At 52.6% G+C, this 15,121-nt stretch carries 14 protein-coding genes and 1 tRNA gene; 10 read left to right on the forward strand and 5 right to left on the reverse strand.

Annotated features, from left to right (window positions below):
* The first annotated feature begins 1 nt into the window (after position 1).
* Positions 2 to 595 (forward strand): XTP/dITP diphosphatase, encoded by a 594-nt coding sequence (locus I6L53_RS18695; RefSeq protein WP_042324109.1) that lies wholly within the window; start codon positions 2 to 4, stop codon positions 593 to 595.
* The gene (hemW, locus tag I6L53_RS18700) at positions 588 to 1,724 is read left to right on the forward strand and encodes a radical SAM family heme chaperone HemW (RefSeq protein ID WP_042324111.1); all 1,137 of its coding nucleotides are present in this window, start codon (positions 588 to 590) and stop codon (positions 1,722 to 1,724) included. Before I6L53_RS18695 ends, hemW begins: the two co-directional genes overlap by 8 nt.
* A 39-nt stretch (positions 1,725 to 1,763) precedes the next feature.
* Here hemW and ansB read toward each other — a convergent pair whose 3' ends face one another.
* The 4 genes from ansB to trmB all read right to left on the reverse strand — a co-directional run bounded on the left by ansB (position 1,764) and on the right by trmB (position 4,817).
* Entirely contained in the window at positions 1,764 to 2,810 is a 1,047-nt protein-coding gene (gene ansB, locus I6L53_RS18705) for an L-asparaginase 2 (protein ID WP_042324112.1), read from the reverse strand.
* 189 nt (positions 2,811 to 2,999) lie between these two features.
* Positions 3,000 to 3,719: a YggN family protein gene (locus I6L53_RS18710; protein ID WP_042324114.1), complete on the reverse strand. Its 720-nt coding sequence runs from the start codon at positions 3,717 to 3,719 to the stop codon at positions 3,000 to 3,002.
* A 52-nt stretch (positions 3,720 to 3,771) separates the two neighbouring features.
* On the reverse strand, positions 3,772 to 4,098 hold the full coding sequence (locus tag I6L53_RS18715) for a YggL family protein (protein ID WP_042324116.1): 327 nt from the start codon (positions 4,096 to 4,098) through the stop codon (positions 3,772 to 3,774).
* On the reverse strand, positions 4,098 to 4,817 hold the full coding sequence (trmB, locus tag I6L53_RS18720) for a tRNA (guanosine(46)-N7)-methyltransferase TrmB (RefSeq protein WP_042324118.1): 720 nt from the start codon (positions 4,815 to 4,817) through the stop codon (positions 4,098 to 4,100). The genes I6L53_RS18715 and trmB overlap by 1 nt, the downstream gene beginning before the upstream one ends.
* A gap of 162 nt (positions 4,818 to 4,979) precedes the next feature.
* Between trmB and mutY the strand changes: the two genes are divergently transcribed.
* From mutY to I6L53_RS18740, 4 genes are all read left to right on the forward strand, one after another.
* A complete protein-coding gene (gene mutY / locus I6L53_RS18725) occupies positions 4,980 to 6,032 on the forward strand; it encodes an A/G-specific adenine glycosylase (protein ID WP_042324120.1) in 1,053 nt (350 codons plus the stop codon).
* Positions 6,033 to 6,059: 27 nt separating this feature from the next.
* A complete protein-coding gene (locus I6L53_RS18730) occupies positions 6,060 to 6,335 on the forward strand; it encodes an oxidative damage protection protein (protein WP_042324122.1) in 276 nt (91 codons plus the stop codon).
* 73 nt (positions 6,336 to 6,408) lie between these two features.
* Positions 6,409 to 7,491, forward strand: a complete 1,083-nt coding sequence (gene mltC, locus I6L53_RS18735) for a membrane-bound lytic murein transglycosylase MltC (RefSeq protein WP_072015751.1) — start codon at positions 6,409 to 6,411, stop codon at positions 7,489 to 7,491.
* A gap of 215 nt (positions 7,492 to 7,706) precedes the next feature.
* Positions 7,707 to 8,963 (forward strand): nucleoside permease, encoded by a 1,257-nt coding sequence (locus I6L53_RS18740; RefSeq protein WP_042324126.1) that lies wholly within the window; start codon positions 7,707 to 7,709, stop codon positions 8,961 to 8,963.
* Between the two features lie 95 nt (positions 8,964 to 9,058).
* Here I6L53_RS18740 and I6L53_RS18745 read toward each other — a convergent pair whose 3' ends face one another.
* Positions 9,059 to 11,194 carry an ornithine decarboxylase gene (locus tag I6L53_RS18745; protein WP_042324128.1) on the reverse strand — a complete coding sequence of 712 codons (2,136 nt, stop codon included), beginning with the start codon at positions 11,192 to 11,194 and terminating at the stop codon, positions 9,059 to 9,061.
* A gap of 428 nt (positions 11,195 to 11,622) precedes the next feature.
* On the opposite strand from I6L53_RS18745, the gene I6L53_RS18750 reads away from it, so the two are divergent.
* From I6L53_RS18750 to I6L53_RS18765, 4 genes are all read left to right on the forward strand, one after another.
* A complete protein-coding gene (locus tag I6L53_RS18750; protein WP_042324130.1) occupies positions 11,623 to 12,330 on the forward strand; it encodes a DUF554 domain-containing protein in 708 nt (235 codons plus the stop codon).
* 105 nt (positions 12,331 to 12,435) lie between these two features.
* Positions 12,436 to 12,511 (forward strand) — tRNA-Phe (locus I6L53_RS18755).
* 796 nt (positions 12,512 to 13,307) lie between these two features.
* Positions 13,308 to 14,057 (forward strand): fimbria/pilus periplasmic chaperone, encoded by a 750-nt coding sequence (locus tag I6L53_RS18760; RefSeq protein WP_052425415.1) that lies wholly within the window; start codon positions 13,308 to 13,310, stop codon positions 14,055 to 14,057.
* Between the two features lie 57 nt (positions 14,058 to 14,114).
* Positions 14,115 to 15,086 carry a fimbrial protein gene (locus I6L53_RS18765; protein ID WP_052425414.1) on the forward strand — a complete coding sequence of 324 codons (972 nt, stop codon included), beginning with the start codon at positions 14,115 to 14,117 and terminating at the stop codon, positions 15,084 to 15,086.
* The last annotated feature ends 35 nt before the right edge of the window (positions 15,087 to 15,121 follow it).

A 15,121-nucleotide genomic window follows, 5' to 3' on the forward strand; every position in this document is an offset into this window, starting at 1 on the left:
TATGCAAAAAGTTGTCCTCGCAACCGGCAATGCCGGTAAAGTGCGTGAGCTCGCGTCGCTGCTCAGCGATTTCGGGCTTGATGTGGTGGCGCAAACCGATCTTGGCGTTGATTCTGCCGAAGAGACCGGGCTGACCTTTATTGAAAATGCGATCCTGAAAGCACGTCATGCCGCGCAAATCACCGGGTTACCCGCCATTGCCGATGACTCTGGTCTGGCCGTTGAGGCGCTGGGCGGCGCACCAGGCATTTATTCCGCGCGCTATGCTGGCGAAGACGCAACCGACCAACAGAACCTGGAAAAGCTGTTGCTGACCCTGAAAGATGTACCGGACGATCGCCGTCAGGCACGTTTTCACTGCGTGCTGGTCTATCTGCGTCATGCAGACGATCCCACGCCACTGGTATGCCACGGCAGTTGGCCGGGCACTATCACCCGTACGGCAGCAGGCAACGGCGGCTTTGGCTATGACCCAATCTTCTTCGTGCCTTCGGAAGGCAAAACTGCCGCCGAACTGACGCGTGAGGAGAAAAGCGCAATCTCTCACCGTGGGCAGGCGCTGAAGCTGCTGCTGGAAGCCTTACGTAATGGTTAAGTTGCCACCGCTAAGTCTCTACATTCACATCCCGTGGTGCGTGCAAAAATGCCCGTACTGCGATTTCAATTCGCATGCGTTAAAAGGTGAAGTCCCGCACGATGATTACGTCCGGCATCTGCTGAACGATCTCGACGCGGACGTTGCGTATGCGCAGGGCCGTGAAGTGAAGACCATTTTTATCGGTGGCGGTACGCCGAGCCTGCTTTCCGGCCCGGCGATGCAAACGCTGCTGGATGGCGTGCGTGCGCGCCTGAATCTGGCAGTGGATGCAGAAATTACGATGGAAGCGAATCCGGGCACGGTCGAAGCCGATCGCTTTGTCGATTATCAGCATGCCGGGGTGAACCGAATCTCCATCGGCGTGCAGAGCTTTAGTGAACCGAAACTGAAGCGTCTGGGACGTATTCACGGTCCACAGGAAGCCTGTCGCGCGGCACATCTCGCCAGCGGGTTAGGCCTGCGCAGCTTCAACCTCGATCTGATGCACGGCCTGCCGGATCAGTCGCTGGACGACGCGCTGGATGACCTGCGCCAGGCGATTGCGCTGAATCCGCCACATCTCTCGTGGTATCAGTTGACGATTGAACCTAACACGCTGTTTGGTTCTCGCCCGCCGGTGTTACCCGATGATGATGCGCTGTGGGACATCTTCGAGCAGGGTCACCAGTTATTAACCGCTGCAGGTTATCAGCAGTATGAAACCTCAGCCTATGCCAGACCGGGCTACCAGTGCCAGCACAACCTGAACTATTGGCGTTTTGGTGATTATCTGGGCATTGGTTGTGGTGCGCACGGTAAAGTCACGTTCCCCGATGGCCGCATTTTGCGCACCACCAAAACGCGCCATCCACGCGGTTATATGCAGGGGCTTTATCTCGAAAGCCAACGTGACGTGGAGCAGGTCGATAAGCCGTTTGAATTCTTTATGAACCGATTCCGTTTGCTGGAAGCCGCGCCGCGCGCTGAGTTTACGCAGTATACGGGGTTGTCTGAAGCGGTGATTCGTCAGCCGCTTGATGAGGCCATCGCCCAGGGATATCTGACGGAGTGCGCAACATACTGGCAGATCACCCAGCACGGCAAGCTGTTCTTAAACTCGCTGCTTGAGCTGTTTCTCGCCGAGTGAGGCAAAAAATCAGGCCGGGCGATGACCCGGCCTGTGAGATTAATACTGATTAAACATCGTCTGGATCTGTTTCGGATCTTTGGTCTGGGTCAACGCCAACTGAAGCAGTACGCGTGCCTTCTGCGGGTTCAGAGAACCAGAGGCAACGAAACCGTACTTCGCATCATCGATTTCAGCATCCTGAGTGGTTGAACCGGTCGGTACGCGGGAAGAACGTACCACAACGGTCCCTTTATGCGCAGCGGTCGCCAGCGTATCAAAGACGGTTTTGTACAGGTTGCCGTTACCCACACCGGCGCTCACAATCCCATCATAGCCCGCATCCACCAGCGCTTTTGCCGGAAGATCTGACGCATTCGCGTAGTTATAGACGATCCCCACCTTCGGTAGCGCGTTCAGCTTAGAAACATCGAATGGCGTGGAGGTGGTGTGCTTACGCGCAGGCGTACGCTGGTAGTCGATTTTGCCGTTATGAATGTAGCCCAGCGGTCCATAGTTTACGGATTTGAAGGTTGCCACATCCGTCGTGTTGGTCTTGGTCACGTCACGACCGTCAAGCACGGTGTCGTTCATCACCACCAGCACACCACGATTAGCAGAAGCTTTATCCGCCGCCGTCACCACCGCGTTATAGAGGTTAAACGGACCGTCCGCACTCATTCCGGTAGACGGACGCATTGCGCCAACCAGCACTACCGGCTTGTTGCATTTAACGGTCAGGTCGAGGAAATAAGCCGTCTCTTCCATCGTGTCAGTACCGTGAGTAATCACGAAACCGTCGGTGCTGTCACACTCGGTGTTGATCTTCTTCGCCAGGGTTAACCAGACATCGTCATTCATATCCTGTGAACCAATATTGACGACCTGCTCGCCTTTGACGTTAGCGATATCCTTAAGCTGAGGCACGGCTCTGACCAGATTCTCTACACCGACCTTACCCGCCGTATAGTTAGATTTCGTTGCGGAGTCACCGCCCCCGGCAATGGTCCCGCCAGTTGCTAAAATTGTGACGTTCGGTAAGGCGAGCGCAGCACCGCTGAAGCCCATCACCAGTGCAGCCAGTGCCGTTTTCCTGAAAAACTCCATGTTATTTCTCCAGTTACGTGAATTTGCCGCATTATCCCAATGCCAGAGACGAATAATGTGATTTCATCCAATTAACCAGATAAATGTATCTGCCAGATTGTTAAATTTAGAGGTGGATATCAAAATGAAGCAGGAAGGCAAAAGAAAATGGCACAGAGGCGATCTGTACCATTGTTTTATATGAAAAAATTATTTAAGGGTGCTGACCAGCGCCTTGCGGTTATCTTCCAGAGTGACCACGCGGCTGCACACGTCTTTGCCGAACTGCTGGAAATCTTTTTCCTGATTCTTCCATTCGTCCTGAATTGCCGTTTGTAGTCCGCCGAGGCTACCAAGCACGCCCTGCAACGGATTACCGCCGCCTTTCAGGACGGCTTTCGCTCCCATTTCGTTGATGCTGTCCTGCAAAATACCGCCCATCGCCTGGTTCACCAACTGTTGACCGTCAGCACGAACCTGATCGATAGCCTTGTAGTGGAAGGTCAGACCGTCGGTACGATGCTCGATAATCCGGTTCATCTGCGCTTTCAACTGGGCATCCAGTTTCGTCAGACGCCCCCGCATGTTACTGCTCTCGCCGACTTCTTTAGCGATAATTTTATCCAGCGCCACGCGCCCTTTTTCGACACGGCTTCTGGCGCCTTCATCAATCCACGGCAGGGCGCTGCGCAGTTCGGCCTGGTAATCTTTCGCCTGCTCGCGCTGTGCGGCGGTCAGCGTGTATTGCTTACCGTTGAACATCACATTGCCGTCCGGCGTGATCACCAGGTTGCCGTTTTCACCCTTCACCTGCACCGTCTGCGGGCTCAGAATCACATCGTCACGCGGCGTGACGCTGCACTGGTAGTCTGCATGAGCGGCCATCGCGGTGACAGAAAGGGCTGCCGCCAGCAGCATTTTGTGCATCATAACTTTCCCTCAAGACAAATCGGGCCAGCAAATGCTGGCCCCGTATGCGTTGTTAGTCCCACCAAACGTCGAAAAGTTCGCTGGTACGCACTTCTTCCAGTTTGTGCTCTTCCAGCCACTTACGCACAATCGCCTGATGCTCTTCAGTGCATTTGCCGATTTCCTGCATGCAGATCAGACCTTCCCACGCCAGATAACCGCTGCCGTCAAAGGCCAGTTTGTTCGGTTCAATAACGTCATTGATAAAATCATCAACGATTTGATCAACCTGCTCTTCAGATGTGCCTTCCGGAAAACGCCATGCAACCGAAAATCCTAATTCCTGGAATTCGTCGATGTGCATTTTTTTACGCAGACGACGGCTACGGTTCTTTGCCATTATTTCACCCTCTCGAACATTAAGTCCCATACGCCGTGACCAAGACGATGGCCACGTTGTTCAAATTTGGTTACCGGGCGCGATGGTGGGCGCGGTACATAATCGTTGCTCTCTGACAGGTTTTTATACCCGTCAATGGAGGACATCACGTCAAGCATGTGCACCGCATAGGCTTCCCAGTCGGTCGCCATGTGAAACACGCCGCCCAGCTTCAGTTTGCTTTTGACCAGTTCGGCAAACGGCACCTGAACGATACGGCGTTTATTATGACGTGCTTTGTGCCACGGGTCAGGGAAAAAGAGCTGAACCATCGTTAAAGAATTGTCAGGAATCATTTTATGCAGCACTTCGACTGCGTCATGGCACATCACACGCAGGTTCTCAACGCCCTCTTCATGGGCCGACGCCAGACACGCGCCCACGCCCGGGGAGTGAACCTCAATGCCGAGGAAATTCTGCTCCGGACGCGCTTTCGCCATCGCAACCAGCGAGGCTCCCATACCAAAGCCAATCTCAAGCGTGACTGGCGCTTCACGGCCAAACAACGTCGCGAAATCCACCGGCTCTTCGCTGAACTCAACGCCCATCACCGGCCAGTAGTTTTCCAGCGCGTGTTCCTGCCCTTTGGTCAGCCGCCCCTGGCGACGAACAAAACTACGAATCCGGCGCAGTGGACGGCCGTTTTCATCAAATTCCGGTGAGATGACGTCGTTTTTCATAAAAGTTAAGTCTGCTTGTGATTAAAGTCTGAAAACGGGCATTATCCAAAGTTAGTTGCCGGATGCAAGTAAAGGAAGCGGTCACGCTGCGGAAAGTTCCGGTTTACACCCTGTTGCCACTGTGCTGCAATCTTGCCCCCAACAATAATGAATTTGGTGACCATGCAAGCGTCTCAATTTTCAGCCCAGGTTCTGGACTGGTACGACAAATACGGGCGAAAAACCCTGCCCTGGCAAATTGATAAGACGCCTTACAAAGTATGGCTCTCAGAAGTGATGCTGCAACAGACTCAGGTGACGACGGTTATCCCCTATTTTGAGCGGTTTATGGCCCATTTCCCGACGGTAACCGATCTCGCCGACGCGCCGCTGGACGAAGTGCTCCACCTGTGGACGGGGCTCGGCTACTACGCCCGGGCCCGCAACCTGCACAAGGCAGCGCAACAGATTGCCACACTGCATAAGGGGATTTTCCCGGAAACCTTTGAAGCGGTGGCGGCGCTCCCCGGCGTCGGACGTTCAACCGCGGGCGCCGTGCTGTCACTCTCGCTGGGTAAACCTTTTCCTATTCTTGACGGCAACGTTAAACGCGTGCTGGCGCGCTGCTATGCTGTTAGCGACTGGCCAGGTAAAAAAGAGGTCGAGAAAACGCTCTGGGATCTGAGCGAACAGGTTACGCCTGTGAAGGGCGTGGAGCGCTTTAACCAGGCAATGATGGACTTAGGCGCGATGGTGTGCACGCGCTCAAAACCGAAATGTTCGCTGTGCCCGTTACAGAACGGTTGTATCGCTTTTGCGAACGACAGCTGGTCGCTCTACCCCGGTAAGAAGCCAAAGCAGACGCTGCCAGAGCGGACAGGTTATTTTCTGCTGCTGCAACATCAGGATGAAGTCCTGGTGGCACAGCGCCCGCCAAGCGGATTATGGGGCGGCTTGTTCTGTTTCCCGCAGTTTGCCAGTGAAGAGGAATTACGAGAATGGTTGGCGCAACGACAGGTTAACGCTGATAATTTGACCCAACTTAACGCGTTTCGTCATACCTTCAGCCATTTCCATCTGGATATTGTGCCTATGTGGCTTACTGTGTCCTCATGCGGTTCATGCATGGATGAAGGCAACGCTCTCTGGTATAACTTAGCGCAACCGCCATCCGTTGGCCTGGCGGCTCCGGTGGAGCGTTTATTACAGCAGTTACGTACCGGTGCCCCCGTTTAACGCACCGGACGATAAAGAGGATGAGTTATGAGCAGAACGATTTTTTGCACTTTCCTGCAGCGTGAAGCAGAAGGACAGGATTTCCAGCTGTACCCGGGCGAACTGGGGAAACGCATTTATAACGAGATTTCAAAAGAAGCGTGGGCGCAGTGGCAGCATAAGCAGACCATGTTGATCAACGAAAAGAAACTCAACATGATGAACGTCGATCACCGCAAACTACTGGAACAGGAGATGATCAACTTCCTGTTTGAAGGTAAAGACGTGCATATCGAAGGTTATACACCGGAAGATAAAAAATAAGCGCGTTGCCGGATGGCTCTGCGCTATCCGGCGACAACGCATAATGACAAACACAACACGCACTCCCGGAATGATGAAAAAATTTCTCGCGCTTGCTGTTATTGCGCCGTTGCTCATCTCTTGTTCCAGCTCGACCAAAAAAGGCGATTCTTATAACGAAGCCTGGGTCAAGGATACCAACGGTTTTGACATTCTCATGGGGCAGTTTGCCCATAACATTGAAAATCTCTGGGGTTATCAGGAAGTGCTGATCGCCGGTCCGAAGGACTACGTGAAGTACACCGATCAGTATCAGACCCGCAGCCATATCAACTTTGACGACGGGACCATTACCGTTGAGACCATTGCCGGGACAGAGCCAGCGGCGCATTTACGTCGCGCCATCATTAAAACGTTGTTGATGGGTGACGATCCCACCTCCGTCGACCTTTACTCTGACGTCGATGACATTCAGATCTCCAGAGAACCCTTTCTGTACGGTCAGGTGCTCGATCACACGGGACAACCCATCCGCTGGGAAGGCCGGGCCACGAACTTCGCCGATTACCTGCTACAAACGCGGATGAAAAGCCGCAGCAACGGGATCCGCATGATTTTCAGCGTGACGATTAACCTGGTGCCGAATCACCTGGATAAACGTGCGCATAAGTACCTCGGCATGGTGCGCAAGGCGTCCCATAAATATGGCATTGATGAGTCGCTGATTCTGGCGATCATGCAGACGGAGTCGTCCTTCAACCCCTACGCCGTGAGCCGTTCCGATGCGCTGGGTCTGATGCAGGTGGTTCAGCATACCGCCGGGAAAGATGTTTATCGTTCACAGGGGCGCTCCGGTACGCCAAGCCGCAGTGAACTGTTCGATCCGGCCAGCAATATTGATACCGGCACTGCGTATCTGGCGATGCTCAATAATGTCTATCTGGGCGGAATCAATAATCCCACCTCGCGGCGCTATGCGGTAATCACCGCCTACAACGGCGGCGCAGGCAGCGTGCTGCGCGTCTTCTCCAGTGATAAAGTGCAGGCCGCGAATATCATCAACAGTATGACGCCAGGGGATGTATACCAGACGTTAACCACGCGTCACCCCTCATCTGAATCGCGTCGCTACCTGTATAAAGTCAACTCCGCGCAAAAAACCTACCGCCGGAACTGATACGTCTCTTCCCCGCCCCCGGTAAAACGGTGGGCGGGCGACGCTAATAATCGTGACAAACATCACTCTTTAGCATTGCAAAAGGGAATTGTTTTGCAATTATTTGTCACAGGTAACAAAAAAACACCCACAGCCATTGATAGAATCACATCATACAGCAACGGCATTTGTGCCAATCGAAACATCCGTTCGCCTTTCGGTGTGAGGAAATTAACATGAATCTTAAGCTGCAGCTGAAAATACTCTCCTTTCTGCAGTTCTGCCTGTGGGGAAGTTGGCTGACGACCCTCGGGTCCTATATGTTTGTCACCCTCAAATTTGATGGTGCTTCTATTGGTGCAGTCTACAGTTCACTGGGGATCGCGGCGGTTCTGATGCCGACGCTGTTGGGAATTGTGGCGGACAAATGGCTCAGTGCAAAATGGGTCTACGCCATCTGTCACGTGGTGGGCGCGGTGACGCTGTTCATCGCCGCCGAAGTTACCACGCCGGGCGCGATGTTCTTCGTGATCCTGCTTAACTCGCTGGCATATATGCCAACGCTTGGGCTTATTAACACCATTTCCTATTATCGCTTGCAGAACGCAGGCATGGACATTGTTACTGACTTCCCGCCAATTCGTATCTGGGGCACCATCGGCTTCATCGTCGCCATGTGGGCGGTGAGCTTCTCCGGTTTCGAACTGAGCCATATGCAGCTGTATATTGGCGCGGCGCTCTCTGTGGTACTGGTACTGTTTACGTTGACCCTGCCGCACATCCCGGTGGCAAATCAGCAGAAAAATCAAAGCTGGACCTCTATGCTGGGTCTGGATGCCTTCGCGCTGTTTAAGAACAAGCGCATGGCGATCTTCTTCATCTTCTCGATGATGCTCGGCGCTGAACTGCAAATCACGAACATGTTCGGGAACACCTTCCTGCATAGCTTCGATAACAACCCGCTGTTCTCTGGAAGCTTTATTGTTGAGCACGCGTCGGTGATGATGTCGATCTCGCAGATCTCCGAAACGCTGTTCATCCTGACCATTCCGTTCTTCCTGAGCCGTTACGGTATCAAGAATGTGATGCTGATCAGTATCATCGCGTGGATGTTGCGCTTTGGCCTGTTCGCCTACGGTGACCCGAGCCCGTTTGGTACCGTCCTGCTGGTTCTGTCGATGATTGTTTACGGCTGCGCCTTCGACTTCTTCAACATCTCCGGTTCGGTGTTCGTTGAGAAAGAAGTTCGCCCGGAAATTCGCGCCAGCGCACAGGGTATGTTCCTGATGATGACCAACGGCTTCGGCTGTATCCTCGGCGGCGTGGTGAGTGGGAAAGTGGTGGAACATTACACCCTGAACGGCATTACCGACTGGCAGACCGTGTGGCTGATTTTTGCCGGCTATTCACTGGTTCTGGCCTTCGCCTTCGTGGCGCTGTTCAAGTACAAACACGTTCGCGTACCGGCTGGCACACAGACCGTCGCACATTAATCTCTCTGCCGGATGGCGACGCTTTCGCGTCTTATCCGGCCTACACCGAACACCTGGCCGGATAAGCGCAAGCGCCATCCGGCATTCTTCTTCGATTACTTCAAAACATACCCGTACAACCGCTTAATTCCATCGGCATCGGTTTCACTGTAAACGCCCTGCAACTCCGGTGAGAATCCCGGCAGCAGGTTGACCCCTTCTTCCAGCGCCAGGAAATAACGTTGTACCGCGCCGCCCCACACTTCGCCCGGCACCACGCACAGTACGCCAGGAGGATACGGCAGCGCCCCTTCCGCCGCGATACGGCCTTCGGCATCACGAATGCGCACCAGTTCAACATCACCACGGATAAAGGCGCTGTGGGCATCCTGCGGGTTCATCGCTACCGTCGGGAAACTCTCCTGGCGGAACATCGCTTTTTGCAGGTCCTTTACGTCAAAGCTGACGTACAGATCGTGCATCTCCTGGCACAATTCGCGCAGGGTATAGTCGCGATAGCGCACCGGATATTTATTGAAGAGGGTCGGAAGTACCTCTGCAAGCGGGGAGTCGTCTTCGATATGCTGCTCGAACTGCGCCAGCATCGCCGCCAGATGCGCCATTTTTTCCGGATTCTCGGCGGGCGTCAGCAGGAACAGAATCGAGTTGAGGTCGCATTTCTCCGGCACGATGCCGTTTTCGCGCAGGTAGTGGGCCAGAATGGTCGCCGGGATACCAAAATCGGTATAACGCCCTGTCTGCGCATCAATACCCGGCGTGGTGAGAAGCAACTTGCACGGATCGACAAAATACTGGTCGTCGGCATACCCTTCAAAGCCGTGCCATTTTGCGCCCGGCGCAAAGCTGAAGAAACGTCGCTCGCGGGCAATCACCTCTGTGGGATACGACTGCCACGCCTGACCATCAACCACCGGCGGAATGAACGGCTGAAGCAGCTTACAACGGTTAAGAATCGCCTTACGCGCCTCAATCCCCAATGTCACACATTCTGCCCACAGGCGCCGTCCACTTTCCCCTTCGTGGATTTTGGCATTGACGTCCAGCGCGGCAAACAGCGGGTAGAACGGACTGGTTGAGGCGTGCAGCATAAACGCATTATTCAGCCGTTTATGTGGGCAGAAACGCGCCTGACCGCGAATGTGATTATCTTTCTTGTGGATCTGCGAAGTCTGTGAGAACCCGGCCTGCTGCTTATGCACCGACTGGGTGACGAAGATACCCGGATCGTTTTCGTTCAATTCCAGCAGCAGCGGCGAACCGTCGGCCATCATCGGGATAAACTGCTCATAGCCAACCCAGGCAGAGTCAAACAGAATGTAGTCACAGAGATGACCAATTTTGTCGATCACCTGACGGGCGTTGTAGATCGTTCCGTCGTAGGTTCCCAACTGGATAATTGCCAGTCTGAAGGGGCGCGGTAGCGCCGCCTTTTCCGCAGCCACATCGCGGATCTGTTCGCGCAGATACGCTTCATCAAAGCAGTGTTCATCGATCCCGCCGATAAAACCAAACGGGTTACGGGCAGCCTCCAGATACACCGGGGTCGCCCCCGCCTGAATCAGCGCGCCGTGATGATTCGACTTGTGGTTGTTGCGATCGAACAGCACCAGATCGCCACGCGTCAGCAGTGCATTGGTGACCACTTTATTCGCGGCCGACGTGCCGTTCAGAACGAAATAGGTTTTATCGGCGTGAAAGACCTTTGCGGCAAACTTCTGCGCATGTTTGGCCGAACCTTCGTGAATCAGCAGATCGCCGAGCTTCACGTCGGCATTGCACATATCTGCACGAAAGACATTTTCGCCAAAGAAGTCATAGAAGTGACGTCCGGCAGGGTGCTTTTTAAAGAATGCGCCATGCTGATGCCCCGGACAGGCGAACGTGCTGTTCTTCATCTCCACATACTGCGTCAGCGTGTCGTAAAATGGCGGCAGAAGGTCTTCCTCATACAGAAGAGCAGCTGACTCCAGCTCCAGCCACTCCTGCGCATTTCCGCTAATGAGCGCCGTCGCGCCTGCGGGCAGCTCCATTTTCTCTTCAGTGAGAATAAAGACCGGCAGATGAAAACCGGTGCGTTTGAGCAGCGCAAGGATGCCGCTACGGCTATCGGCAACGGTCATGACGACCGCGGCGACATCGGTAAAGTCGGTACTGTCCAGCGCCACAACGCCACGATGAGTAGATAAATGAGAGACCAGCTCACTACTGGCGGCAATGTTCATTGATTTCATAAGCGCAAAAAACCCGTTTCGGGAGAATAAGAGTCCCGGACAAGGCTCTATGCCCTGCCCCACGAGATGTTTGGGTCAAACTGGTCACCAGCTCCGACCGCCAGACATCAGTAAAAGCAGACCGCTTCTGATTTTACTGTTGTCCTGCAGTGAGCATACGTTGCCCTCACCGCATGGTGAGTAAAAGGGAAGGAATAACGTGAAAGGGCAGCCATCGCGCTAAGCGGCGATGCGAAAGGCGATGTGAAGGTGTAGCGTTCATCCCATGCGGCCCCAAACAGACTGGAGAAAATTCGCGCAATCATGGCACCTTTAACCAGGAGGGGCAACATTTAATTCTTATGCACACTTGTTGCGGTTAAACAACACTGTAAATGAGAATCAGGTCATAATAATGCAATCTGACAAAATAATTAGCAGGAGCTAACGTGGTAATCGGACCTTTTATTAACGCCGGCGCCGTTTTGGCAGGCGGCGTTATCGGCGCCCTTCTTAGCCAACGTTTACCGGAACGGATTCGTGTCTCAATGACCTCCATTTTCGGTCTCGCGTCACTTGGCATTGGTATTTTACTGGTGGTCAAATGCGCTAATCTTCCGGTTATGGTGCTGGCAACGCTGGTCGGTGCGCTAATTGGTGAGTTTTGCTATCTGGAAAAAGGGATCAACACCGCTGTTGCGAAAGCGCAGACGCTCTTTATGCGACAGGGTAAAAAGCAGCCCCATGAATCGTTTATCCAGAACTATGTCGCCATCATCGTTCTTTTCTGCGCCAGCGGCACGGGGATTTTTGGGGCGATGCGCGAAGGAATGACCGGCGATCCGAGTATCCTGATTGCTAAATCCTTCCTCGATTTCTTTACCGCCATGATTTTCGCCTGTTCGCTCGGTATTGCCGTTTCGGCTATCTCGGCCCCGATGCTGCTCATCCAGCTTTCACTGGCGACCTGCGCGGCGCTAATATTGCCGCTCACCACCCCCGCGATGATGGCCGATTTCAGCGCGGTGGGGGGATTACTGCTGGTCGCCACCGGTTTACGCATCTGCGGTATCAAAATGTTTGCCGTAGTCAATATGCTCCCGGCGCTAATCCTCGCCATGCCGCTTTCCGCCGCCTGGACCGCGTATTTCGCTTGAGAATGCGTGCAATAACAGCAAAGTGGTGATAGATTGTGCAGTCTGCATTGAATTGAAGAAATTTCGTTGACGAAACGAGGCGGATCGGTTTTAATGCGCCCCGTTGCCCGGATAGCTCAGTCGGTAGAGCAGGGGATTGAAAATCCCCGTGTCCTTGGTTCGATTCCGAGTCCGGGCACCACTATTCAAAGAACCCAGCTTTATAGCTGGGTTTTTGCTTTTTAGCCCCGCGACAATCAATTCCCCCAACCCGTTCAGCTTAGCGATGCTCAATCAGACGTCACTCATACCACCTCTCTGGCACTGACAGAATTCATGATCAGAAGAGTACGAGTGGGCTCACCCTAAAAGTCTTGCAGACAGAAGCGGTTATTAAAGAGATAAGCAGTAACGCAAACATCCTCATCCTGGTGTTGAGGATTTACCTGGTTTTTTTTAAACTAGCCGATTACAACTTACCCCTTAACCTTCCTTTATCGACACTTTATTTCCTTATATAAAATTAACCATTAAAAATTTTATACTCCATATAAAAAGAACAATTAAATAAACAAGTTATCCATATAAACAACATATCATATGCACCTGTACCTGAAATGCTGTCACGCCATAAAACCACCACTAACACACTGATAAATAACAACATTACAACCAACAAAAATCACTTCCCAATAAGATTCTTGGTTACATCCCCTCTTAATAAATAAAAAGTCTAAAATTGGACTGTATTTTTTTGACTCAATTTAATATTTTTATTAACCTGCCGCCCAGAACAATCAATATTATTGATGCCAGACCCATGCAAATATGCCGGTTCAGGGAATACCACTGACAGACTGGCGGGTGAAAGCTGTTCATCAATTATAATTTTATTAATTGAATATAATATTCAATATTAAGAATTGATTTCAGCATCTATCTATTCGGCCGTGGTGAAACTGCGGATGGCAAACTTCTTATTTAGTGAACGACACATGATGACTTTACACTCCACGCTAAAAACGGCCCTCGGCGCCCTGACGCTTATCCTTCTGGCGCAACAGGCGCAGGCCGCGATCGCACTCGATCGCACCCGGGTGGTCTTTAACGGCAGCCAGCGCTCAACAACGCTCACCATAAGCAATCAGAACACCACGCTCCCTTATCTTGCTCAGGCATGGATTGAAGATGCGAAGGGGACAAAAGTGGAGTCGCCATTGAGCACGCTTCCGCCGGTGCAGCGTGTTGAACCCGGTGCCAAAGGGCAGATTAAAGTTCAGCCAACGGGCAACCTGTCTTCGCTGCCGCAGGATCGCGAAACTCTCTTTTATTTCAACGTTCGTGAAATTCCGCCCAAAAGCGACAAACCTAACACGCTGCAACTGGCTCTCCAGACGCGGATAAAAATGTTTTACCGTCCGCAGGCTATTGAGCTGCACAGAGGCGAAGAAAGCGAGGCGCAGAAAAAAATAACGCTGACCCGCCAGGGCGACGGTTATCAGCTGAATAACCCGACACCGTATTACGTGACGATTGTCACCGCCGCCGCATCGCAAAAAGGCGCAGAGATCGCCAGTTTCAAACCCGTAATGGTTGAACCCAAAGGCAGCATATCACTGGGTATCAGCGCATCCGCACTGGGGAGCCAGCCCGTTCTGGCCTTTATCAACGATTTTGGCGGCCGCCCGAAACTCGTTTTTAGCTGCAGCAACAGCACCTGCTCGGTAAGCAGCGTGATCGCAGGCTGATAAAGCAGCGGCAACCTTTGAAATGGCCTGTCCATAAGGCAAGAGGATACGTAGTCTATGAGTACCACTTTAATTCAGTATGGTAAGAGAATTAACCCCAGGGGGATATTATTCACTCTGATGCTATCAGCGTTTATCTGGTCATGCCTGCCCGTTTCTGCATTAGCGGATGCGGTGGTACGCCACGGAAATGGCTTAGCACGTAATTCTAGTCGCCTCACCGACCCCACTTGCCCGTCTGGTGGCGACTGGATTTCTGCAGGTGATGGTGCAGCGATTGTTGGTAATGGTTGTAATATTTTGTTCGGCGATGTTTATATTCCAAAAGCTGGAATGTATTTTATCCGGTTTTATGTGGGGTTACGGAGTAACCACTCGGTTCGTGAGTATGCGGATAGTACAAAATTCTATCTGGATATAACGAAAACGATATCCGACCAGGCTGGTAGCATATCGATAACCACATACACTAAAAATTTAAGCTCGCAATTGGTTCACCATGATGTCGCTTTTTGTGATGTGCTGGTTGATGAGCAAGGGGAGGAATATTCACTAATTCCCGGAGATGCTTGTGCGAGTGCGATACCACTTCCTCCCGATCCGCCGGCGCCAGAGACGTCCTGCAATATTAATAACGGCAGCGGCCTGAGCGTTCATTTTGATACGATTGATCGCGCGGATTTATCCACCGAACCTGGCGTTGGCAATACGGCAATAAAAAACCTTCAGATCCCGGTTACCTGTACGGGGGGCGTTGATGTTTCCGTTAAGATGCAGCTGACGCAGTATACCCCTCTTACAATTAACAGCACGGAGGTTATAAAAACCACCGCCAACGGAGTGGGAGTGGCCGTACTTTATAACGACCAGCCATTGACCTCCGCAGCGAATATTCCCGTTACGCTGATAAGCGGTTCGAATACGCTGAATCTGGATTTTCAGGCGGTGCGCAATCCGGCGGTTGCTGCAGGCGATGTGCCTCCCGGGTATTTTACCGCAAGTGCTGTTCTGGTGATGACGCAGCAATAAAAAAACCCAGCCGATGGCTGGGTTTTTACTGACAG

It is taken from the genome of Citrobacter farmeri (assembly GCF_019048065.1).
Taxonomy (GTDB): Bacteria; Pseudomonadota; Gammaproteobacteria; order Enterobacterales; family Enterobacteriaceae; genus Citrobacter_A; species Citrobacter_A farmeri.

Excerpts from the sequence above, each read along its gene's own strand:
- I6L53_RS18695 (WP_042324109.1), top strand. The coding sequence starts at position 2 with ATGCAAAAAGTTGTCCTCGCAACCGGCAATGCCGGTAAAGTGCGTGAG.
- hemW (WP_042324111.1), top strand. The coding sequence starts at position 588 with ATGGTTAAGTTGCCACCGCTAAGTCTCTACATTCACATCCCGTGGTGC.
- ansB (WP_042324112.1), bottom strand. The coding sequence starts at position 2,810 with ATGGAGTTTTTCAGGAAAACGGCACTGGCTGCACTGGTGATGGGCTTC.
- I6L53_RS18710 (WP_042324114.1), bottom strand. The coding sequence starts at position 3,719 with ATGATGCACAAAATGCTGCTGGCGGCAGCCCTTTCTGTCACCGCGATG.
- I6L53_RS18715 (WP_042324116.1), bottom strand. The coding sequence starts at position 4,098 with ATGGCAAAGAACCGTAGCCGTCGTCTGCGTAAAAAAATGCACATCGAC.
- trmB (WP_042324118.1), bottom strand. The coding sequence starts at position 4,817 with ATGAAAAACGACGTCATCTCACCGGAATTTGATGAAAACGGCCGTCCA.
- mutY (WP_042324120.1), top strand. The coding sequence starts at position 4,980 with ATGCAAGCGTCTCAATTTTCAGCCCAGGTTCTGGACTGGTACGACAAA.
- I6L53_RS18730 (WP_042324122.1), top strand. The coding sequence starts at position 6,060 with ATGAGCAGAACGATTTTTTGCACTTTCCTGCAGCGTGAAGCAGAAGGA.
- mltC (WP_072015751.1), top strand. The coding sequence starts at position 6,409 with ATGAAAAAATTTCTCGCGCTTGCTGTTATTGCGCCGTTGCTCATCTCT.
- I6L53_RS18740 (WP_042324126.1), top strand. The coding sequence starts at position 7,707 with ATGAATCTTAAGCTGCAGCTGAAAATACTCTCCTTTCTGCAGTTCTGC.
- I6L53_RS18745 (WP_042324128.1), bottom strand. The coding sequence starts at position 11,194 with ATGAAATCAATGAACATTGCCGCCAGTAGTGAGCTGGTCTCTCATTTA.
- I6L53_RS18760 (WP_052425415.1), top strand. The coding sequence starts at position 13,308 with ATGACTTTACACTCCACGCTAAAAACGGCCCTCGGCGCCCTGACGCTT.
- I6L53_RS18765 (WP_052425414.1), top strand. The coding sequence starts at position 14,115 with ATGAGTACCACTTTAATTCAGTATGGTAAGAGAATTAACCCCAGGGGG.